We start from the raw sequence: 18565 nt of genomic DNA, 5'->3' as shown, positions 1-18565 counted from the left end.
CGGTACTTTCGGGACTGGTCTACTTCCTGGATGCTCACGACAATCAAAAAGAACATGCGACATTTATAGGTATCTAGATTTTAGCAATCCGCCTGTCAACAGCAGGTAACCTGGCTATTTGGCACTAACCGTCAGTTAGCTAAGAGCCTTAAATGCCTCCCGCGCCAGCTCGGCTGTTTGGGAAGGAGTCTTCCCGACTTTTACGCCATGGGCTTCCAAGGCTTCTTTCTTGGCTTGGGCAGTCCCGGCGGAACCGGAGACGATAGCCCCCGCATGCCCCATGGTTTTACCTTTAGGAGCAGTAAAGCCTGCTACATAGGCGATCACCGGTTTGGTGACATTAGCGGCGATATAGTCGGCGGCGCGCTCTTCCGCATCTCCCCCAATCTCGCCAATCATCACGATTACTTTGGTGTCGGGGTCTTTTTCGAAGGCCTCGAGCGCATCGATATGGGTGGTGCCCACCACCGGGTCACCGCCGATCCCCATACAGGTGGTAAAGCCAATATCGCGCAGCTCAAACATCATTTGATAGGTCAAAGTACCGGATTTGGAAACCAGCCCGATGGGGCCGGAACCGGTAATATCTGCCGGGGTAATGCCCACATTTGACTGTCCCGGCGTAATAATCCCCGGGCAGTTCGGACCGATAATCCGGCAGCCCTTTTCCAGGGCGGCAGTTACGAACTCGGTGGAATCTTGTACCGGAATCCCCTCGGTAATCACCACAATCAGCGGCATCCCGGCCTCTACGGCCTCTAATACTGCGCCCTTAGCAAAACGCGGGGGAACGAATACTACCGAAACATTCGCGCCCTCTTTTTCCATGGCTTCTTTCACGGTGCCAAATACCGGCACCGAAACTGTTCCGGCTTGAATGCCTTTCTTTTCTGCGGCCTCGCCTAGGGGGACGATATCGAAATCGACCGTTTGCCCGGCTTTCTTGGGGTTGGTTCCCCCTACCACGTTGGTACCGGCCCCTAGCATTAATCGGGTGTGTTTGCGTCCCTCGGAACCGGTCATGCCCTGTACGACAATCCGGGCTGAGGAATCAAGGAATACTGACATTTGGTTTCTCCTTATTCTTTTACCGATTCTTAACAGCCAGCTGCGAGTTTAGCTGCCTGGGCGGCGCCAGCGTCCATAGTTTCTACCATGGTCACTTGCTCTAGGTTCGCTTCTTCCAAAATCTTGCGACCAACTTCTACTGAGTTGCCATCTAGGCGTACCACCAGCGGCTTAGTGGCTTTATCCCCCAAGATTTCAATTGCTTTAACGATTCCGGAAGCCACCTGATCACAGGCAGTGATTCCGCCGAATACGTTTACGAATACCGACTTGACCTGGGGATCACCCAGAATCACGTCCAGCCCATCAGCCATTACCTGCGCGGAGGCTCCGCCCCCAATATCGAGGAAGTTCGCTGGTTTTACCCCGTATTCTTCGCCGGCGTAAGCGACCACGTCCAAAGTTGACATCACCAAACCAGCGCCGTTACCGATGATTCCTACCTGACCTTCTAGGTGTACATAGTTCAAGCCTTTTTCTTTCGCTTTGGCTTCCAGGGGATCTTCTGTGCGTTTATCCACCAGTTCCTCATGACCGGGATGACGGAAACGGGCGTTATCATCCAAGGTAACTTTCCCATCCAAGGCAATAATTTCGCCCTCTTCACTGGACACCAAGGGGTTTACCTCTACTAGCGTGGCATCCTCACCCTGATATACGTCCCAGAGCTCTTCTAGCACCGGCACGGCTTTACTGATGACTTCTTCATCCTCAAAACCGGCCTGTGCAAGAATCTTGCGGGCGACCTCTCCGTCAATGCCAGTAACCGGCAAGGGTACCTTCGCCAAGGCTTCTGGGCGTTCTTTGGCCAGTTGCTCAATCTCCATACCGCCTTCTTTGGAGCACATGGCCAGGTGGCGGCGATTTGAACGGTCAAGCAGAATCGAGAAATAGTATTCAGAAGCGATATCGGCACCAGCGGCAACTAACACCCGGTGTACGGTATGTCCCTTAATATCCATACCCAGGATTTCTTCGGCTTTTTCGCGTGCTTCCTGGGGACTGCGAGCTAGTTTAACCCCGCCGGCTTTCCCACGGCCACCCGTCTTGACTTGAGCTTTTACCACCACCAGGGGCTGGGCGAGTTTCTCGGCAGCTTTTTGAGCTTCTTCAGGAGTTTCGGCCACGATTCCGGCTAACACGGGAACCCCGTGCGCCTCAAATAGGTCGCGAGCCTGGTATTCGTAAAGGTCCACTTGCACGTCCTCTCATTAAGTACCTTGACATCAAGATATAGGACTATAGTACCGCATATTCCCACTTATTACGTCACGAGAAAGTGTTCTCCATCACTTGAAAGCTCGACTTAATCGTAAACAAGCAAGATTCAGCTAATCAAAAACCATAGTAATCCCCACGAGAACCTAAAGAGGAAGCGTCCTCCCTCCCGCGCAAACTACTGTCGCTTTTGGGGCGAAACTCCCCAATAATTTCGGTTCACGATACGATGAGTACTCACCTAGAAGCTGTTGGACGGAAAACCTAGAAGTGGATTGGAACTAGCTATGCTCTTGTGGGATCACGCCGCCCCGCTGATTGGGTGCTACTTCTTGGCGGCGTTGCTCATCCCCTTCCTAGTTAAGTATTTTAGGCAACGCACATTTTACTTTGCTGCCCTCATACCCCTTAGCGTCCTCGTCTGGACGCTATCTCACACCCGGGAAGCGTTCGGCACTGGATCTCAGGAAATAGCGGAGTTTTATCAATGGTCAAGCGCGCTAGATCTGGAAATAGGGTTTCGACTCACTGGTTTATCTTGGCTAATGCTTATAGTAATTAACTTGGTCGGCTCGCTAATCCTGGTGTACTGCGCACAGTATTTCTCCAAGGATTCTCCCCGGCTTGGCCAATTCATTGCCGCTTTCCTGGGTTTTGCAGCCTCGATGTCTGGTCTGGTCTTGGCAGATCACACCATGACCCTCTACTTCTTCTGGGAAATTACTACTTTCAGTTCCTTTATTTTGATCGGTCACGAAGCTGAGGAACGCGCCTCCCGCGCCGCTGCCCGCCAAGCAATCTTAGTGACCACCACCGGTTCTTTAAGTATGTTCGCGGGGTTTGTGATCCTGGGGATCATGCCGGGGGGCTCCTTTAGGATTAGCGACCTCTTAACCGTTTTGTCCTCCCCGACTGCCCTGGGCACTCAGGTAGAACCGGTTGCGGCTGGCTGTGGATTAGCCTTGATTTTATTTGCGGCAGTTACTAAGTCGGCGATTTTCCCGACTCACTTCTGGCTCCCCTCCGCGATGGCCGCTCCCACTCCGGTTTCGGCGTTCCTACACGCGGCCGCCATGGTAAAAGCGGGGATCTACCTAATCGCCCGGTTTGCGCCCGCATTTGCCCTCTTCCCCGCACTTACCTGGGCAATCATTATTTTAGGGGCAACGACAATGCTGCTAGGAGGCTACGCGGCGTTGCGACAAACCGACCTTAAACTAGTGTTGGCTTTTGGAACTGTATCCCAACTGGGATTCCTGACAATGCTTATCGGTTCGGGCAGCCCCCAGCTTTACCTGGCTGGTTTGTGTGTTCTGACTGCCCATTCCACCTTTAAATCCGGATTATTCCTGACTACTGGGACGATAGAAAAACAAACCGGCACCCGCGAGTTCCCCAGCCTGTGCGGCTTGGGAGAGCGTTCTCGTACCTTGGCTACCTGCGCCTTAGCGGGCATACTGTCTATGTCCGGAATCCCGATTACCAGCGGATATTTGGGGAAAGAACATGCGATTACCACCCTGGTGGGTTCGGCAGGCAACCGGCAATCGGCGATAGTTTTCGCAGCGCTGATTGTGGGCTCCGCATTAACCTTTGCCTATTCACTACGCTATTTTTGGGGTGCTTTCAGTCATAAGCATGACCGTAAAGGAACTTGTCCTCATCGGCAAAAATTGCGCGCAACCGGCAAGATGCTCACGGCGATCCCCGGGATACTTACCGGGCTTTCGGTAATTCTCGGATTCTTGCCGAGCGTCCTTGACCATTTTTTGCGGCCAACCGCGATCCAAAGTTATCAGCAAGATCCGGGGAATCTACATCTTTGGTCGGGAGTATTGCCTGCCTTAGTAACTGTCTTTATCTTGGCGGCTGGTTTTGGCTTGTTTTGGAAGCGGGCACGGCTGGCACGACTGCAGCGACGGTTAGCTTTTTCGCCGCGATGGAGTGCCCAGGGGCTGTATTCGCGGGCTATCCGTGCTTTGGAGCAGGGGGCTGCTTGGGTTACAGGTAAGGTACAAACCGGTTCTCTTCCGGCTGACCTTTCAGTGATATTTACGGTTTCGGCAGTGGCAACTGGGGTATGCCTACTGGGAATTAACGATATGCACAGCTGGCATTTCGCAGATTCCTTCGGGCAAGCATTCATTTGTTTCGCTCTGATCGGCATGGCTGCCATCTGTGTTGTTGCCCAGCGCCGCCTGAATGCAGTACTGGCGCTGTCGGCTTGCGGAGCCGCTGTGGCCGCCATTTACGTACTGCAGGGGGCTCCGGACTTAGCGCTTACCCAGTTGGTGGTAGAAGCGGTCACTCTTACATTGTTTTTACTGGTTTTGCGACGCCTACCAGCCCGGTTTTCACGCCGAGTGAGCCGCTGGGCTCCCGGCTATCGGGTTTTAATAGCCGCTGCCTGCGGAGTAGGCATCGTGCTATTGGGGCTTTCCACGTCCTCTGCCCGCATTCATGAACCAGTCTCGAACCTGGTCACTACCGAAGGAAGTATTTTTGCCGGGGGACAAAACCTGGTCAATATCTTGTTGGTAGACGTTAGAGCCTGGGATACTGTGGGTGAACTTTCGGTACTCCTAGTTGCCGCTACCGGGGTTACTGCCCTGATCTACCTGCGTGGGCTATCTAGCGCCCTGGCTAGTTCCCATCGTGCACGCCGGCGCCGACTATTGATGAGGGCGCGGCGGCGTCGGGGGCATTTACGTAAGATTTCCGCTGGCCCCCAACAAACTTGGCTGGCGGTTGCTACGTTAATTAGTCCGCGCCGCCGCTCGATTCTGCTGGAAGTTTCTACCCGGATCTTGTACCACACTTTACTGCTGGTATCGGTATGGCTATTGTTTATCGGCCACAACAACCCCGGCGGAGGCTTTATTGGAGGCATGGTTGCCGGGATTGGGATTACGATCCGTTATTTTGCGGGAGGACGCTTTGAACTTTTAGAGGCGGTTCCGGCCAGACCGGGCGGGATTATTGCGTTCGGCATGACCACCGCGGTAGTTAGCGCCTTGATTCCGCTAGCGTTTGGCTACACCATTTTACAAAGCGTAGAAGCTCATCTTGATTTAGGGATTTTGGGGGAACTGCACTTTACATCGGCAATGGGGCTAGATATTGGGGTGTATTTGCTGGTTATCGGGGTAGTACTGGATTTATTGCAATCTCTGGGTTCGGAGATTGACCGCCAGGGCGAATCTGCGGGGCATCAGCTGCCCGAAGCCGATATTACCGGCCGGCAAGATCCGGTGGATCATGCCGTTGGCTTACCCGATGATGAAGAGGAAACTGTGGACGCGCCCTCGGAAGAAAAAGAAAAGAACCTGGTACATAGCGTGTCCGTTTCTAAAGTGCAGGAGGCAAAGTAATGAGCGTTTCTCTCTGCCTGTTGTTGGCTGCCGGATTTCTGGTTGCCTGCGGGGTTTACCTGGTCACCGAACGTACTTTAACCCGGATCGTTATTGGATTAGGGCTACTGGGTAATGGGATTAATTTATTCCTGCTGTCCCAGGGAGGACGCGCTGGTACAGCTCCAATCCTGGGTACTGCCCTGTCAAAAATGTCAGATCCTTTGCCGCAGGGAATGATTCTAACTGCGATAGTGCTGTCGATGGCCACTACAGCGTTCGGATTGGCACTTGCCTACCGTTCCTGGAGGCTATCGGGACATGACGAGGTCACCGATGACCTGGAAGATCGGCGCTTAGCGAAGAAAGTTGGCGACACCGAACGCTTCCTACGCCTGGATCTGGATGAGCTAGATAAGAAACGTGGCCGTAAACGGAGGGAACTGTGAACTTTCTTTTAGCGTTACCAGTTCTTCTTCCCCTGCTAGCGGCAGCCTTAACTTTGGGATTAGGGAGGCATTACCGGATACAGTCGGCGGTTGCCTTTGTGACGCTGTCGCTTTCTTTAATCTTTGCCCTGGCGATTCTAGGGTTAACTGATAAAGCGACGCTGGTTTTAGATGTGGGGTCTTGGGCGGCTCCGATTGGAATCTCCCTGGTAGCTGACCGTCTCGCGGCAATAATGCTATGTACTTCCTTAGTGGTAATGGTGGCGGTACTGGCTTATTCGCTCTCAGAAGGTACCGTCCACGAATCACAGGATATTCCTACTCCGATTTTCCACCCCACCTACCTGGTGTTATGCGCCGGAGTAAATAACGCGTTCCTCACCGGAGATATGTTTAACCTCTACGTGGGGGTAGAAATTCTGCTCACCTCCTCGTTTGTGTTAATTACTCTGGGAGGCACCCGGGATCGCATCCGATCCGGCACGGTTTACGTGGCAGTTTCGATGGTGGGGTCAGCGATTTTCCTGGTAGCACTTGCCAGCCTTTACGGCGCTTGCGGCACCATGAACATGGCACAGCTTTCTATGCGGCTAACTGAAATCGATCCGGCAGTCGCCATGCTGATCCAAACATTATTCCTGGTAGCCTTTGGTTTGAAGGCGGCAGTGTTCCCGCTTTCCGCTTGGTTGCCAGACTCGTACCCCACAGCTCCCGCCCCGATCACCGCAGTATTTGCGGGATTGCTAACCAAAGTTGGGGTGTATGCGATTATCCGGATGCAGGTACTTATTTTCCCGACCTCCCCGGTAGATGTGGTACTGGCGATAGTCGGGATTCTCACTATGATCGTAGGAATCTTGGGGGCGGTTGCCCAGGACGATATTAAACGGTTGCTTTCTTTTACCTTGGTTTCCCATATCGGTTTCATGATTTGGGGGATTTCTCTAGCTAACACCCTGGGGATCGCTTCGGCAGTGTTTTACGCTGTCCACCATATTCTGGTGCAAACCACCTTGTTCTTAGTGGCAGGCATGATGGAGAAAATCGGCGGTTCGACCTCGCTGCGCCGTCTGCACTCCTTAGCTAAGATTTCACCGCTACTAGCGATCTGGTATTTGATTCCGGCTTTCAACCTGGTGGGTTTCCCACCTTTGACTGGTTTTTTGGGCAAACTAGGGCTAGCTGAGGCGACGGCGGCCCGCAATACTCCCCTGGCCTGGGCACTGCTGGCTGCGGGACTAGTTGCCTCCCTACTGACGCTCTATGTGGTGGTCAAGATCTGGCTACAAACTTTCTGGCAGGGACGTGAATCTGCGCAAGAAAGTGGCGGTGAAGAAGAGGAAGCCGTAGATACCTTGAATCCTGCTGCCCGCATCCCCCGGGGAGTCTGGGCGGCAACCGGTTTCCTAACCGCGGTAACGATTGGCCTGTCGGTATTTGCCGGGCCGGTCTACACTTTCACCGAACGCGCCACTATCTCTATGACACGCGCTGAATATCAACGCGCGGTTTTGGGAGAAGACGGACGCGGGCACGGAATCTCGAAGCTTTCTTCGGGGAATCGGGAAGATTTTTTAAACGAGGACGGGAACCAAGCGGATACCGCTGCGGCTGAAACCACTACCAAGAGCGTTCTTTTTGATGCTTTATCACTGTCCCCACGAAAATCATATGGATCTCTACCAGTGAGGGGAGGTAGCAATGATTAGTGACAGCCGCGATGACAGGGCTCAGCAAACTATAGCTGCAACTCCTGCCCCGGCTAAGGGGTCTCAGTTACCAGAAAGATCTGGCGCGAGCCAAAAGAATAGGAAGCACCAGGGCGAGATTACCCCCGTCAACGCTGCCTCTTCGCGCCCAAGTCTGAAACAGCGGTTAAGAAGACTACCGCGGCGCTGCTCCCTAGGGATGAGTGCCTGGTTGTTTGCGGTCTGGATGCTGCTGATTCGTGACCTGTCTGCTGTTTCTATCGGCGGTGGCGTGCTGATCGCGGTGGGGTTGCAAATATTTTTCCCGATGCCGCATGTTAATCCGGTAAAAAGATTCCGTCCCTTGCAGGTTGCTTGGCTGGCGCTCCGCTTCGGTTGGGATCTTTTGGCTTCTGCTCTGCAAGTAGCTTATGTGGTGCTCAGAAACAAACCTGCTCGTCCGCAGATGGTAGAAGTGGAGATGGTGACCCGCTCAGAGTTTTATTTAACCATGGCTTCCGCGATGACCTGCCTGGTGCCAGGTTCTTTAGTGGTGAGGGCTCGGATAAACCCTTCGCGAGTAACTTTGCATGTGTTAGATCGTGACCTATCTAAAGGGGCGCGCGGGGTAGAGAAATCTTTACACGCCCTCGAAATGAGAATTGTGAAAGCTTTGGGCAGTAAGGCAGAGATTCAAGAAGCTCAGGAGCGTTTACAACGCTACGAGCAGTTGGTAGCGGCGGGTAAAATCCCCTATTCTGCGCGGAGCCGGTATGTCATTGATGAGGACGCCCAACTACGACCCGATGGTGAGAGGCAGTAGGCACTATGACTTGGATTTTTGTTTTAAACTGGGCGATGCTCAGTGTCGCTGAACTGCTGGCTTTGTACGTGCTGTGGCGCGGACCAGGAATTTTGAATCGTACCGTGGCCTTGGATCTATTAACCGCGATCACCATCGGGATTATTTGTTTGGTGTCAGTGACCGGGGAGCGCGATGACACTATGCAGGTTTTACTGGTGTTGACTTTGGTGAGTTTCTTGACTGCCACCGCGGTAGCGCGGATTATTGGGCAGCGTTCCGCAGCCGAACAGGCACAAGATGCCGATCCGAACGTGGCTAAGAAACCGGAACCAAAAACGGACGCTGTTATTGGGAAAGGAGGACGTGATGAGTGAAAGCTGGTCCAACGCCCTCACCTACCTGGGGATAGCGATTCTCACCTTGGGTTCTGCTTTGACTCTGATTGCTGCCATTGGAGTGGTGAAGCTTCCAACTTTGCTGCAACGGCAACACGCTGCCACAAAACCGCAATTAACCGGGTTTATTTTGACTTGTCTGGGCTTGGTGGCGATTCGACAAACCTGGTCGTGGCTGACTGTAGTGCTGCTAGCGATTGTGCTGCAAACTCTGACGGCACCGATTGGTGCTCACTTGATCGGCAGAACGGCTAAGCAACGCGGCGAAATCAAAGATGCTGGTGAAACGGTTTATCGCCACTTACATTTGCCACTTCCTGGTAAGGATGCGCCTACAGTAACCCGCGACAGATAAATTCATCTACACCCGTAAGCATAATAAAAAGCACTCTCAATGTAGTTTTTATTATGCATTGGATGCTGTATTTGATACCTAAATGCTGTTTTCCCTGACCCTGAAGCAAAAATCACCTTGCTAACAATATCTCGATATACATGTTTACGATATTGCTAATCTCTGACACGGTGGCTATCCTGGGAATGAGCTGCATTTCTGGAATCGGGGGTGAGTGATGGAGCGTTTTATCGGGCGCGAACGCGAGCTAGAAGCGCTGGAGAGAGCGTGGGGCAGTGATCGTTTCGAGTTCACCGTTGTCTATGGGCGCCGCCGGGTCGGAAAAACTCGTCTGATTAGGGAATATATTGCTGACAAGCCCGCTGTATATTTTATGGCGTTGGAGGCCGATAAGAAGACAAACTTGAACAGTTTTTCCCGTACATTTTCCCAGTTCCAAGCCTTGAACGAGCCAGGTTTAACGGTCTCGCGGGCACATTATGGCTCCTTTGAGGATCTGTTTGCAGACATGACAGATGTGGCTCGCCGGACGCCGTTTGTACTAGTAATCGATGAGTTTCCGTACTTGGCGGCGGGTTGGCCGCCGATTTCTTCGTTACTGCAGAAGTTTTGCGATTCTCAATGGGCAGGAACCGGACTGCATCTGATTTTGTGCGGGTCGTCGATGAGTTTCATGGAGCGGCAAGTCCTCTCCGCGAAAAGTCCTCTGTATGGGCGGCGTACCGGTCAGATTCGATTGAAACCTTTTGATTTTTTGGATACCGAGGATTTTCTCTCCCCTCTCCCCCGTTTGGATGCCGCAGTTCTTTACGCTGCTACCGGTGGCGTGGCGGAATACCTCGACTTTATTGACACCAGTACCAGCGTTTCCGAGAACCTGGCGAAACTATTCTTTGATCCCAGTGGCCGCCTGGTGGAAGAACCAGGAAACCTACTAAAACAAGAACTGCGAGAGCCAAAACGCTATAGCTCTATTTTGCGAGCGATTTCTGACGGAGCCTCAAAACACAATCAAATCGCTACCAAAACCGGGATTCCTACCGGGGTTCTCACGAACTACCTTGGCGCCTTAATGGATCTGGGTATCGTGGATAAACAAATTCCCTGGAATGCGACAATGAAAATGGGCGGGCGAAAAACCATTTATCGGATTCAAGACGGCTGTTTCCGTTTTTGGTACCAATTCGTGCAGCCCAACCTGTCGACTATCGAGCTGGGTGCGGGTTTAGCAGCTCTGGAAGCGAACGTTATTCCCGGACTCAACAGTTTCATGGGGCTGGGCTTCGAGCAGATTGTCGCGGATCTTTTCGACCGCGACAATGCCGCTGGAAAGCTAGTCGAGCTGTACCAAAATCGTGCCCGCTGGTGGGGTAGCGACCCGAAAACGCATCAATCCGAAGAAATCGATCTAGTCGCCGGAGGGAATAAATCTACTCTATTTATCGAAGCTAAGTGGTCCAGTCAACCCGTCGGCACTGATGTCCTGAAAACCCTAGAAAACCGCAGTAAATTAGTCAAACACCACAAGACACCCCGCTACGCTGTCTACGCAAAGTCAGGATTTACCCCCGAATTAGCCCGCCACGCGCAAGGACGCGAGGACGTGAGGCTACACAGTTTCCTAGAAAAATAGCTGCAGGTTTGCGAGACCTGGTCAGAGCATTTTTCGTGACTATCTAGAATCGCTATCTGTTCGGGGGGGTATGAGCTTAAAAGAATGCGCGCGAAGAAGCATAAAGCTCATCGTATGTCATCGTTTTCATCCATGGAATAGTCACTAACCGTTATATCCATGTTCGCCATGACAAACATAGTGCCACCCAGGCACGATCCCCGCAGGTGCGGGGCATTTACGGCTCACCTGTGGCTATACCGATCCGGGGCGGGATCATCCCCGCAGGTACGGGGCATTTCAGGGCAAACCAATCTGCCTGCCAGTCAAGGAGGGATCATCCCCGCAGGTGCGGGCGCTTAGACAGGATTATTTAGGCATTTCTCTATGCAAACACTTCCTCCCCCACAGGGATGGAAGCCTTAAAGGCTACAGTCTCCAATTAGATAATCCGCGAGATTATTGCCTTAAATATTGTCGGGTTACTTTCGACAAAGGCAAGGGATAATCACCGGTCTTAGCATAATCATCTTGTAAGGCTATTAGCTGTTTACAGAGGATTTCCGGTAGCTCGCCCTGTTCCTCAAAAGCGAGCGAAACAATAAAATCCAGGTCTTCACCCTCGCCGTATTCGTAATCTGCTATCAATTGTTGCACTGCGGGATTAGCTGTTTTTTCGAGGTGACGCCGAACCCGTTTATATAAATCAAAGTAGGTTAGCACGAAATAATCCTATCTTTAGCAATACTTAGACGTATCGCTTCCCGGTAAAGATGTGGCTCTATCTAAAGAGAAACCTTCCCGGCGCTATGAGTAAATCTTTATCCGGGGCGATTTCGATTAATCGTATTCTGGAAGAGCATCTAGCGATGCTTGCCAATTGGCTAATTTTTCGGGCACGCCCGGCATATCACCAAGGAACAGATCAATAAAGAACAGGATGGAATCAACGAAACCAGCCCCATCACACTTTTCGTGGCTATCTAAAAAGGCTATTTGTTCAGGGGTAGCATGAGCTTCGAAGAAAGCACGCGAAGTTACATAAAGCTCATCGTAGGTCATCATTAATCCTAAAAACAGCCGGCAGGCGTCATAGTCCCGTTTACCATAGCACACATAAGTTCAGATAAAGGACCATCCCCGCAGGTGCGGGGCATTTTATCAGCCAACAGCTACAACGAACTAGCCACCGGGATCATCCCCGCAGGTGCGGGGCATTTAATAAGCTTCTTGGCTGGAAAATCTAGCTAAGAGGATCATCCCCGCAGGTGCGGGGCATTTCATCCTGGTGAATCAATGTCCCTACTAACTAGCGGATCATCCCCGCAGGTGCGGGGCATTTCCAGGATGTTCTACAGGAGCTGAATAGCAAAGAGGATCATCCCCGCAGATGCGGGGCATTTTTCCTATCAGCTGTAACTGCCCCAGCGAGAGCCGGATCATCCCCGCAGGTGCGGGGCATTTGGACGGAAAGGGGTGTTCAGCTGAGTATTACGGGGATCATCCCCGCAGGTGCGGGGCATTTCGGTTCCTTTATCCCCTGCACAATAGCCTTGCCGGATCATCCCCGCAGATGCGGGGCATTTGCCGTGGAACCACTGACCCTGCGGAGCAGTGGGGGATCATCCCCGCAGATGCGGGGCATTTCGCATGGTGTCCATGTATTCGCGACTAACCATTGGATCATCCCCGCAGATGCGGGGCATTTCTGGTAATAACGGTTCTAAAGGTTGCGGATTTGGGATCATCCCCGCAGATGCGGGGCATTTTCAGTCGATTTCGAGACGCCCGGCATCGCCCTGGGATCATCCCCGCAGATGCGGGGCATTTTCGAGCGCCTTAAAAGAGTTCTTGCCTAAGCCCGGATCATCCCCGCAGATGCGGGGCATTTTTGGTTTTCTTGCTGGTGGCTCTCTAGTCGAGGGGATCATCCCCGCAGATGCGGGGCATTTCCCATATATCCTAGTGAGTTACGGATGGTGGGGGGATCATCCCCGCAGATGCGGGGCATTTCCATGAGCCACACCCCAAGAGCAGCCGGCCCCAGGATCATCCCCGCAGATGCGGGGCATTTGCTTCTACTGCATGGATCACGATAGCTCCCTCAGGGATCATCCCCGCAGATGCGGGGCATTTGGTTTTTCCGGCTGGTGACTTCCCTAGCCAGGGGGATCATCCCCGCAGATGCGGGGCATTTGACATACCTCCAGCCACTAGCAAATCTCGCAACGGATCATCCCCGCAGATGCGGGGCATTTAAACCAGGGTAGAAACTCCGGTAACCGTCGCAGGGATCATCCCCGCAGATGCGGGGCATTTGCGCTATAACATGAGGCATTATCTCGCCAAGAGGGATCATCCCCGCAGATGCGGGGCATTTTTCGGCAAGCGCCCTGGTGGGTAGTGTCGAATCGGATCATCCCCGCAGATGCGGGGCATTTAAGGTTCCCAGGTGCCCCTTAAACTTTTTCCGGGGATCATCCCCGCAGATGCGGGGCATTTCGCCATTCCTACACCCCCACCGGAGCAAACTGGGGATCATCCCCGCAGATGCGGGGCATTTCCCATTGACCGTTTTGGTTTTGGCGGGATGCGGGGATCATCCCCGCAGATGCGGGGCATTTCCTAAGATTTGGCCTAGCCCGGCGCGCGTGTCAGGATCATCCCCGCAGATGCGGGGCATTTTTGCCGGTAATTTGGGCTACATCTGCCGTGGTTGGATCATCCCCGCAGATGCGGGGCATTTTTCCTATCAGCTGTAACTGCCCCAGCGAGAGCCGGATCATCCCCGCAGGTGCGGGGCATTTGGACGGAAAGGGGTGTTCAGCTGAGTATTACGGGGATCATCCCCGCAGGTGCGGGGCATTTGTAGTTGCCGGGCGCCCCTCAGAAACTAGAAACGGATCATCCCCGCAGGTGCGGGGCATTTCACCCGAATAGAGCCCGCCAGATCACCAGAACGGGATCATCCCCGCAGGTGCGGGGCATTTAGTTCAGGCTGCATTAGTTACCTTTCCGGCTCGGGATCATCCCCGCAGGTGCGGGGCATTTATCAAGTGGGGGCTGATCCTCAACCGGGGGTTCGGATCATCCCCGCAGGTGCGGGGCATTTGTCCACACCGCGCGCATATAGCCGGTCGCCTGGGGATCATCCCCGCAGGTGCGGGGCATTTTCTTGGGGCTGCTGCTTTTTCGCGAGCTGCTCAGGATCATCCCCGCAGGTGCGGGGCATTTTATAGATGCTAGTTCTTGGACTTTATCCGCACCGGATCATCCCCGCAGGTGCGGGGCATTTTTGTTAGCGTGTTCGATACCTATCGAAGTTTGGGGATCATCCCCGCAGGTGCGGGGCATTTTGAGGTTAACGGCGGGCGCGCCTACTAGTGTTCGGATCATCCCCGCAGGTGCGGGGCATTTAGCTGCCGGCTGTATGCGGTCACGTTGGAATAGGGATCATCCCCGCAGGTGCGGGGCATTTACTTCCCATACCGCGCGGCGGAAACTACCCGGCGGATCATCCCCGCAGGTGCGGGGCATTTCATCTGCCCAGGATTTCGTCATGTGAGCATTGGGGATCATCCCCGCAGGTGCGGGGCATTTCTCTTTAGAGCGTTGGAGGTGACTTTAATCGAGGGATCATCCCCGCAGGTGCGGGGCATTTTTCGTAGTCAGTCATTTTGGGTCTCTTTTCGTAGGATCATCCCCGCAGGTGCGGGGCATTTACTCGTTGAGCTGGAATATCGATCCAAAATATTCCTTTCTAACGCCATCCTATAGGTAGCTACCTCAATTTTTAGGGTTTACGTTTACGCATTCTTCTGCGCCTGGCAGCTATCGACCACCCATAGCCTTCATTATCACTAGTTTTCCCTTGCTGCCATCCCGGTTCCCGTCGCCGCCCATCCCCCGCTGAACTATTACTTTTGATTCGCTCGGGATGCTGCAGCAATGTCATCCCCTCGAGTTCTATTGGATTCCATTTATGCCCAGCCGAGCGCACAGCACAACCTTGCTCATTATTGGTGCTATATATCAGCAGCGCCTTACCCTGTTTCCGCTCCGCAACCACTAAATCCCACAGGTTCTCCCTCACCCGGGCAGACAGCCTCCCCACGAATACTCCCGGTGAAGCCTCTAACAGCCAGCGCGTTAGATATCCGCGCAGCCCCGGAGGGCAGGCCGTTAAGATTAAAACCATCAAAACGGAGCCTCCCCCGCCTCAGCTGCATAGTTAGACCCGCCCTCGACATTTCCTTGATAGTAATCCCACAACCGATTACGGTTCTCCTGAACTTCTACCGAAGCATCTCGCTCCCCGGTAAGCAAAAAGATAATATCTTGCGCACACCGTTTCAGCAGTCTACTTTGAAAGACCTGGTCACGTAGCTTAATCCGCATTCTGGTGGCAACGTCCTGCTCGCCCTCGGAAACAATCTGGAATGCCAGCGGAATCACAAATTCAGCCTTATACAAATCAGCAATATCAAACACAAAGGAGCGCGAATGCCCAGTATGCACTATGCCGAGTCCCGGCGAACACCCCAGTCTGCCAGGTAATAGCGGTCAGACAGAGGATAGGAAGTCTCGCCATCAAAGGAATGGGTGGTATGAAAATCCCGTTCCCGAGTTCCCGGTTGATCGATGCGAACCGCCATTTTCAGGTCTACTAAATCCTCAACAGGATCCACCCGGCGGCGTCCTTGCGCTGCCGCTAGCAGACCGATGATTCTTCTTTATTTTCTTTCAAAATAGTCTCGCTCACTTCGCTCAAGCTAGCCATCATCGCTGATAACATAAGCAGAGCTCGAGAAAACTTGAGATGATCCGTGTGTGGGAACCACGCAACACCCCTGCCCCGCCTTTGCGGGGATCATCCACACCGATTACACACCATTAAAGCTACAGCTAAATACCGGTTTATACATCCGAATCAGTATCAAAAATTTGCAGACCCACTTCTCTCCGGTAGGAAATAGTTTTCCCAAACCCGGTTCGATATTCCCCACCCTGCAGTGGCAAGATTACTTGGCCTCGCAGCATAAAATCTTTTTCCCAATTGACCCCCAGATCACGAGTTTTCTTTTCCAGCTCGTGAACGAATTCATCGATGACCTCCTCAAGACCTCGGCCTTTCACCCGCAGGCGCGTGGACGGTATAGACACTAAAGACCGCATTAGCCGCTCCCGCAGTGCGCCGCTCGGTAATTCTTGTAAATCGATTTCTCGAGATTCTGGGTGGCGATCAGTAGGAATCGCCCCAATGTTTTCTCCGCGCTGTTCTACCAGCAGCACTTCCACTCCGGAATCGCCATCCCGAACCCCAACGATTCCCATTTCATCGGGATCACCATCCGGATTATCGCCGCCAAGCCAGCCAATCAAGGAGGCGGTAGCACTATTAGCCGGCGATGCTAACAGTCCCATAGCTGCGCCCTCGGTTTTAGAAAGCGCTTTATCTTCCTTTTTCTTCTTTGTCCGTTCTAAGGTGTCGCTCCACAAATCGGGGGTGACCCCGGTTTCCTCGTACACAGCAGCTACCGCCGTCCCGATATCCTCAGGAATCCGCCAGACCTCCCCCTTGCCCTCTTTATCAAGAACATAAGCCGCAGTTCGCAGCAGCACGTCCTCGTCATAAACATAGGTTGAGCCCCGATCAACTTGCGGCTTTGAACTACCTTTAGTGGGGATCCCCATTAGGATACAGCGCGGGTGGGAAACCAGATGCGGGCGAGCGTCTCTTTGGTGACGATGAACCCGCCCCATACGTTGAAACACCAGGTCAATCGGTGCTAGATCACTGTAAAGGACATCGAAGTCAATATCTAGGCTCTGCTCAACCACCTGGGTACCCACCACGATTGCCCGCTTGGGGCGGCGAGATTTTCCGGGTTTTCCAAAGGTACGCACCAGCCATTCGTCGTTATCTTGGCGATCTTGCTGGGTAAAACGCGAATGCACCAAACGAACGTCCTCTCCGAATACTGTCCGCAAGGTTTCATAGGTACGTTGCGCATTAGCGACCGTATTGCGTACTACCAGGGCACATCCCCCATTTTGGAGTCGCGTTTGCAGATCTGCGACCAGCCCAGCCTCGCCTTCCCAATGCTCCACTTCGATCTCTTTGGTAGTTAATACCGGCAGAGGGCGAACTTGAACTCCTGGCCCATCCGAGTAAGAAAGCGCTGGATATATGGGAGTTTGCGAGGACGAACCCGCCCCTTCCCCTTTGGCTTGCGCTGCGACTTGATTTCCTCCCACGACTACCGGTTTCCGCATCGCCGGAATTTCCGTGTTGAAGTTTTAGGCTAAAACCACTTTTCGCCGAGGTCTGCGCCCATTCGACAACTCTAGAAAACATGGCATCCGTAGTAGCTTTTGTCGGTAGAGCCACCAACACCCCAGAAGTTCCTGCCCGCTTCGCCAAAATGGTGGCCGCCATTAACGCCGCCTCAGTCTTGCCTGCCCCCATCACCTCCTCGATTATCATCATGCCGGGTAGAGTCATTTTTTCAGCGGCTTCTACCGCTGCCACCTGCGCGGGGCGTGCATGAGCATCAGCGTCTAACGCGAACAGGGTTTGCAACAGTTCATCGGGGTCTTGAGATAGTATTTCCGGTTGCCAGGAGGGCGGCAAATGCAGCTTCTCCCACGCAGCTTTAGTGCGATCGCGATGGTGATCAGGAGATAGCAACCTTTTCGGATATAGCTCGTTCCAGTCAACCAGAGGGAAAAGCTCTTGATTCGAAGCAATCCAGTCGGCCATCACGGTAATCCCTGCCACCAAGCTTTGCCAGGTAGTTGGGAAAATCAGCCCTTGGCACTGATCTACAATTTCTTGACTGCCAGTCCAGTTCATCCACCATTCTAGTAGCTCCCGGCGGATCCGCCTCCAGCTGTCATCGCCGCTAACCTCCCCAGGAAGATTGGGATTCTCCATATAACGATGTCGCTGCTGAGACACCGGACGCCCGTGGTGAGCACCGATTATCGATCCCAGTTGTTTGACACTTCTCTTGGATTGTATATCCGGATTCCAGCGCGATTCTAGCCATCTTTCAAACGCTATTTCGCCTATCCAAGAGTGTGGGCTATTTCCTCGCAGTTCATCTGCCCGCTGGTATTTAGTTAGGGAGTCATCGCCGTTTTCAAATATCCGCTCATAAAGCTCGGTGTTCTGGGTAAGGAACATAGGGGAGCATTTCCCAATGTCATGGGCGCCCACGATTAGCTTTACTAAGCTTAAGGCGTTTCGCGAAGACTGTTCAATCGTCTCTACCCGCGGTAACGGTTCTACCAACAGCTTCCGCTGTCGAGGGGACAGATAGTTATCCCATATCAGCTCAGCAACTTCTCCCGAATCTGCCATATGCACAGCGAGTGGCAACCATTGCTTATTTACGTCCTCGGGAGGAGCCGAATGCCAAAAATTAGTTTTTGCCCAAATTGACAACGCCGTTTCGGAAAGAAAAAAATCTGAGACCACTCTTTTAGTAAACCCCTTAGGAGGGCGAATATCTCGGGTTTTATGACCTATCCTTTGACCGCTGCAACGGTCATACCATCTCCGTGGCTCGCGTAAGGAAGTAAATTAAATCAGATCGCAGGTAGCGCCCGCGCTCACCCAG

Annotated in this window: 16 protein-coding genes and 1 CRISPR repeat array; of the genes, 7 read left to right on the top strand and 9 right to left on the bottom strand. The window is 53.0% G+C overall.

The annotated features are described in order from the left end of the window. Positions 1–135: 135 nt before the first annotated feature. Both sucD and sucC read right to left on the bottom strand, forming a co-directional pair. Complete coding sequence (gene sucD / locus L0M99_RS01675) at positions 136–1068, bottom strand: succinate--CoA ligase subunit alpha (RefSeq protein ID WP_024059379.1); 933 nt, start codon at positions 1066–1068, stop codon at positions 136–138. Between the two features lie 29 nt (positions 1069–1097). Continuing rightward, complete coding sequence (gene sucC, locus L0M99_RS01670) at positions 1098–2264, bottom strand: ADP-forming succinate--CoA ligase subunit beta (RefSeq protein WP_024059380.1); 1167 nt, start codon at positions 2262–2264, stop codon at positions 1098–1100. A gap of 309 nt (positions 2265–2573) precedes the next feature. On the opposite strand from sucC, the gene L0M99_RS01665 reads away from it, so the two are divergent. The 7 genes from L0M99_RS01665 (at position 2574) to L0M99_RS01635 (ending at position 10961) form a co-directional block, all read left to right on the top strand. Continuing rightward, complete coding sequence (locus tag L0M99_RS01665; RefSeq protein ID WP_238127503.1) at positions 2574–5657, top strand: Na+/H+ antiporter subunit A; 3084 nt, start codon at positions 2574–2576, stop codon at positions 5655–5657. After that, entirely contained in the window at positions 5657–6085 is a 429-nt protein-coding gene (locus L0M99_RS01660; RefSeq protein ID WP_024059383.1) for a Na(+)/H(+) antiporter subunit C, read from the top strand. Before L0M99_RS01665 ends, L0M99_RS01660 begins: the two co-directional genes overlap by 1 nt. After that, positions 6082–7794: a Na+/H+ antiporter subunit D gene (locus L0M99_RS01655; RefSeq protein ID WP_024059384.1), complete on the top strand. Its 1713-nt coding sequence runs from the start codon at positions 6082–6084 to the stop codon at positions 7792–7794. Before L0M99_RS01660 ends, L0M99_RS01655 begins: the two co-directional genes overlap by 4 nt. Next, complete coding sequence (locus tag L0M99_RS01650) at positions 7787–8596, top strand: Na+/H+ antiporter subunit E (protein WP_024059385.1); 810 nt, start codon at positions 7787–7789, stop codon at positions 8594–8596. The genes L0M99_RS01655 and L0M99_RS01650 overlap by 8 nt, the downstream gene beginning before the upstream one ends. A gap of 5 nt (positions 8597–8601) precedes the next feature. Further along, a complete protein-coding gene (locus L0M99_RS01645) occupies positions 8602–8952 on the top strand; it encodes a monovalent cation/H+ antiporter complex subunit F (protein WP_024059386.1) in 351 nt (116 codons plus the stop codon). Beyond that, on the top strand, positions 8945–9328 hold the full coding sequence (gene mnhG / locus L0M99_RS01640) for a monovalent cation/H(+) antiporter subunit G (RefSeq protein ID WP_024059387.1): 384 nt from the start codon (positions 8945–8947) through the stop codon (positions 9326–9328). The genes L0M99_RS01645 and mnhG overlap by 8 nt, the downstream gene beginning before the upstream one ends. 217 nt (positions 9329–9545) lie before the next feature. Beyond that, positions 9546–10961: an ATP-binding protein gene (locus L0M99_RS01635; protein WP_024059388.1), complete on the top strand. Its 1416-nt coding sequence runs from the start codon at positions 9546–9548 to the stop codon at positions 10959–10961. A gap of 438 nt (positions 10962–11399) precedes the next feature. Here the strand turns inward: L0M99_RS01635 and L0M99_RS01630 are convergent, their stop codons facing one another. The 7 genes from L0M99_RS01630 to L0M99_RS01600 all read right to left on the bottom strand — a co-directional run bounded on the left by L0M99_RS01630 (position 11400) and on the right by L0M99_RS01600 (position 18423). Then, positions 11400–11663 (bottom strand): hypothetical protein, encoded by a 264-nt coding sequence (locus L0M99_RS01630; protein WP_024059389.1) that lies wholly within the window; start codon positions 11661–11663, stop codon positions 11400–11402. Positions 11664–11780: 117 nt separating this feature from the next. After that, a complete protein-coding gene (locus L0M99_RS01625; RefSeq protein ID WP_238127502.1) occupies positions 11781–12005 on the bottom strand; it encodes a hypothetical protein in 225 nt (74 codons plus the stop codon). Between the two features lie 66 nt (positions 12006–12071). Further along, a CRISPR array of direct repeats spans positions 12072–14662; the repeat unit is 28 nt; unit sequence GGATCATCCCCGCAGGTGCGGGGCATTT. 71 nt (positions 14663–14733) lie between these two features. Beyond that, entirely contained in the window at positions 14734–15138 is a 405-nt protein-coding gene (cas2e, locus tag L0M99_RS01620) for a type I-E CRISPR-associated endoribonuclease Cas2e (RefSeq protein ID WP_024059391.1), read from the bottom strand. Beyond that, complete coding sequence (locus L0M99_RS01615) at positions 15138–15413, bottom strand: hypothetical protein (protein ID WP_238127501.1); 276 nt, start codon at positions 15411–15413, stop codon at positions 15138–15140. Before L0M99_RS01615 ends, cas2e begins: the two co-directional genes overlap by 1 nt. A gap of 44 nt (positions 15414–15457) precedes the next feature. Further along, positions 15458–15658, bottom strand: a complete 201-nt coding sequence (locus tag L0M99_RS01610) for a CRISPR-associated protein Cas5 (protein WP_337954200.1) — start codon at positions 15656–15658, stop codon at positions 15458–15460. A gap of 199 nt (positions 15659–15857) precedes the next feature. Further along, entirely contained in the window at positions 15858–17051 is a 1194-nt protein-coding gene (gene cas3 / locus L0M99_RS01605) for a CRISPR-associated helicase Cas3' (RefSeq protein ID WP_238127500.1), read from the bottom strand. Beyond that, positions 16954–18423 carry a CRISPR-associated endonuclease Cas3'' gene (locus tag L0M99_RS01600; RefSeq protein WP_238127499.1) on the bottom strand — a complete coding sequence of 490 codons (1470 nt, stop codon included), beginning with the start codon at positions 18421–18423 and terminating at the stop codon, positions 16954–16956. Before L0M99_RS01600 ends, cas3 begins: the two co-directional genes overlap by 98 nt. Positions 18424–18565 lie beyond the last annotated feature (142 nt).

Source organism: Varibaculum cambriense, assembly GCF_022133705.1.
Taxonomy (GTDB): domain Bacteria; phylum Actinomycetota; class Actinomycetes; order Actinomycetales; family Actinomycetaceae; genus Varibaculum; species Varibaculum cambriense_A.
This window is presented reverse-complemented; position numbering and strand designations above follow the sequence as displayed.

What these genes read in the sequence shown, in the direction of transcription:
- sucD (WP_024059379.1), bottom strand. Translation starts at nt 1,068, where the DNA reads ATGTCAGTATTCCTTGATTCCTCAGCCCGGATTGTCGTACAGGGCATG.
- L0M99_RS01665 (WP_238127503.1), top strand. Translation starts at nt 2,574, where the DNA reads ATGCTCTTGTGGGATCACGCCGCCCCGCTGATTGGGTGCTACTTCTTG.
- L0M99_RS01660 (WP_024059383.1), top strand. Translation starts at nt 5,657, where the DNA reads ATGAGCGTTTCTCTCTGCCTGTTGTTGGCTGCCGGATTTCTGGTTGCC.
- L0M99_RS01650 (WP_024059385.1), top strand. Translation starts at nt 7,787, where the DNA reads ATGATTAGTGACAGCCGCGATGACAGGGCTCAGCAAACTATAGCTGCA.
- L0M99_RS01645 (WP_024059386.1), top strand. Translation starts at nt 8,602, where the DNA reads ATGACTTGGATTTTTGTTTTAAACTGGGCGATGCTCAGTGTCGCTGAA.
- mnhG (WP_024059387.1), top strand. Translation starts at nt 8,945, where the DNA reads ATGAGTGAAAGCTGGTCCAACGCCCTCACCTACCTGGGGATAGCGATT.
- L0M99_RS01635 (WP_024059388.1), top strand. Translation starts at nt 9,546, where the DNA reads ATGGAGCGTTTTATCGGGCGCGAACGCGAGCTAGAAGCGCTGGAGAGA.
- L0M99_RS01625 (WP_238127502.1), bottom strand. Translation starts at nt 12,005, where the DNA reads ATGATGACCTACGATGAGCTTTATGTAACTTCGCGTGCTTTCTTCGAA.
- cas2e (WP_024059391.1), bottom strand. Translation starts at nt 15,138, where the DNA reads ATGGTTTTAATCTTAACGGCCTGCCCTCCGGGGCTGCGCGGATATCTA.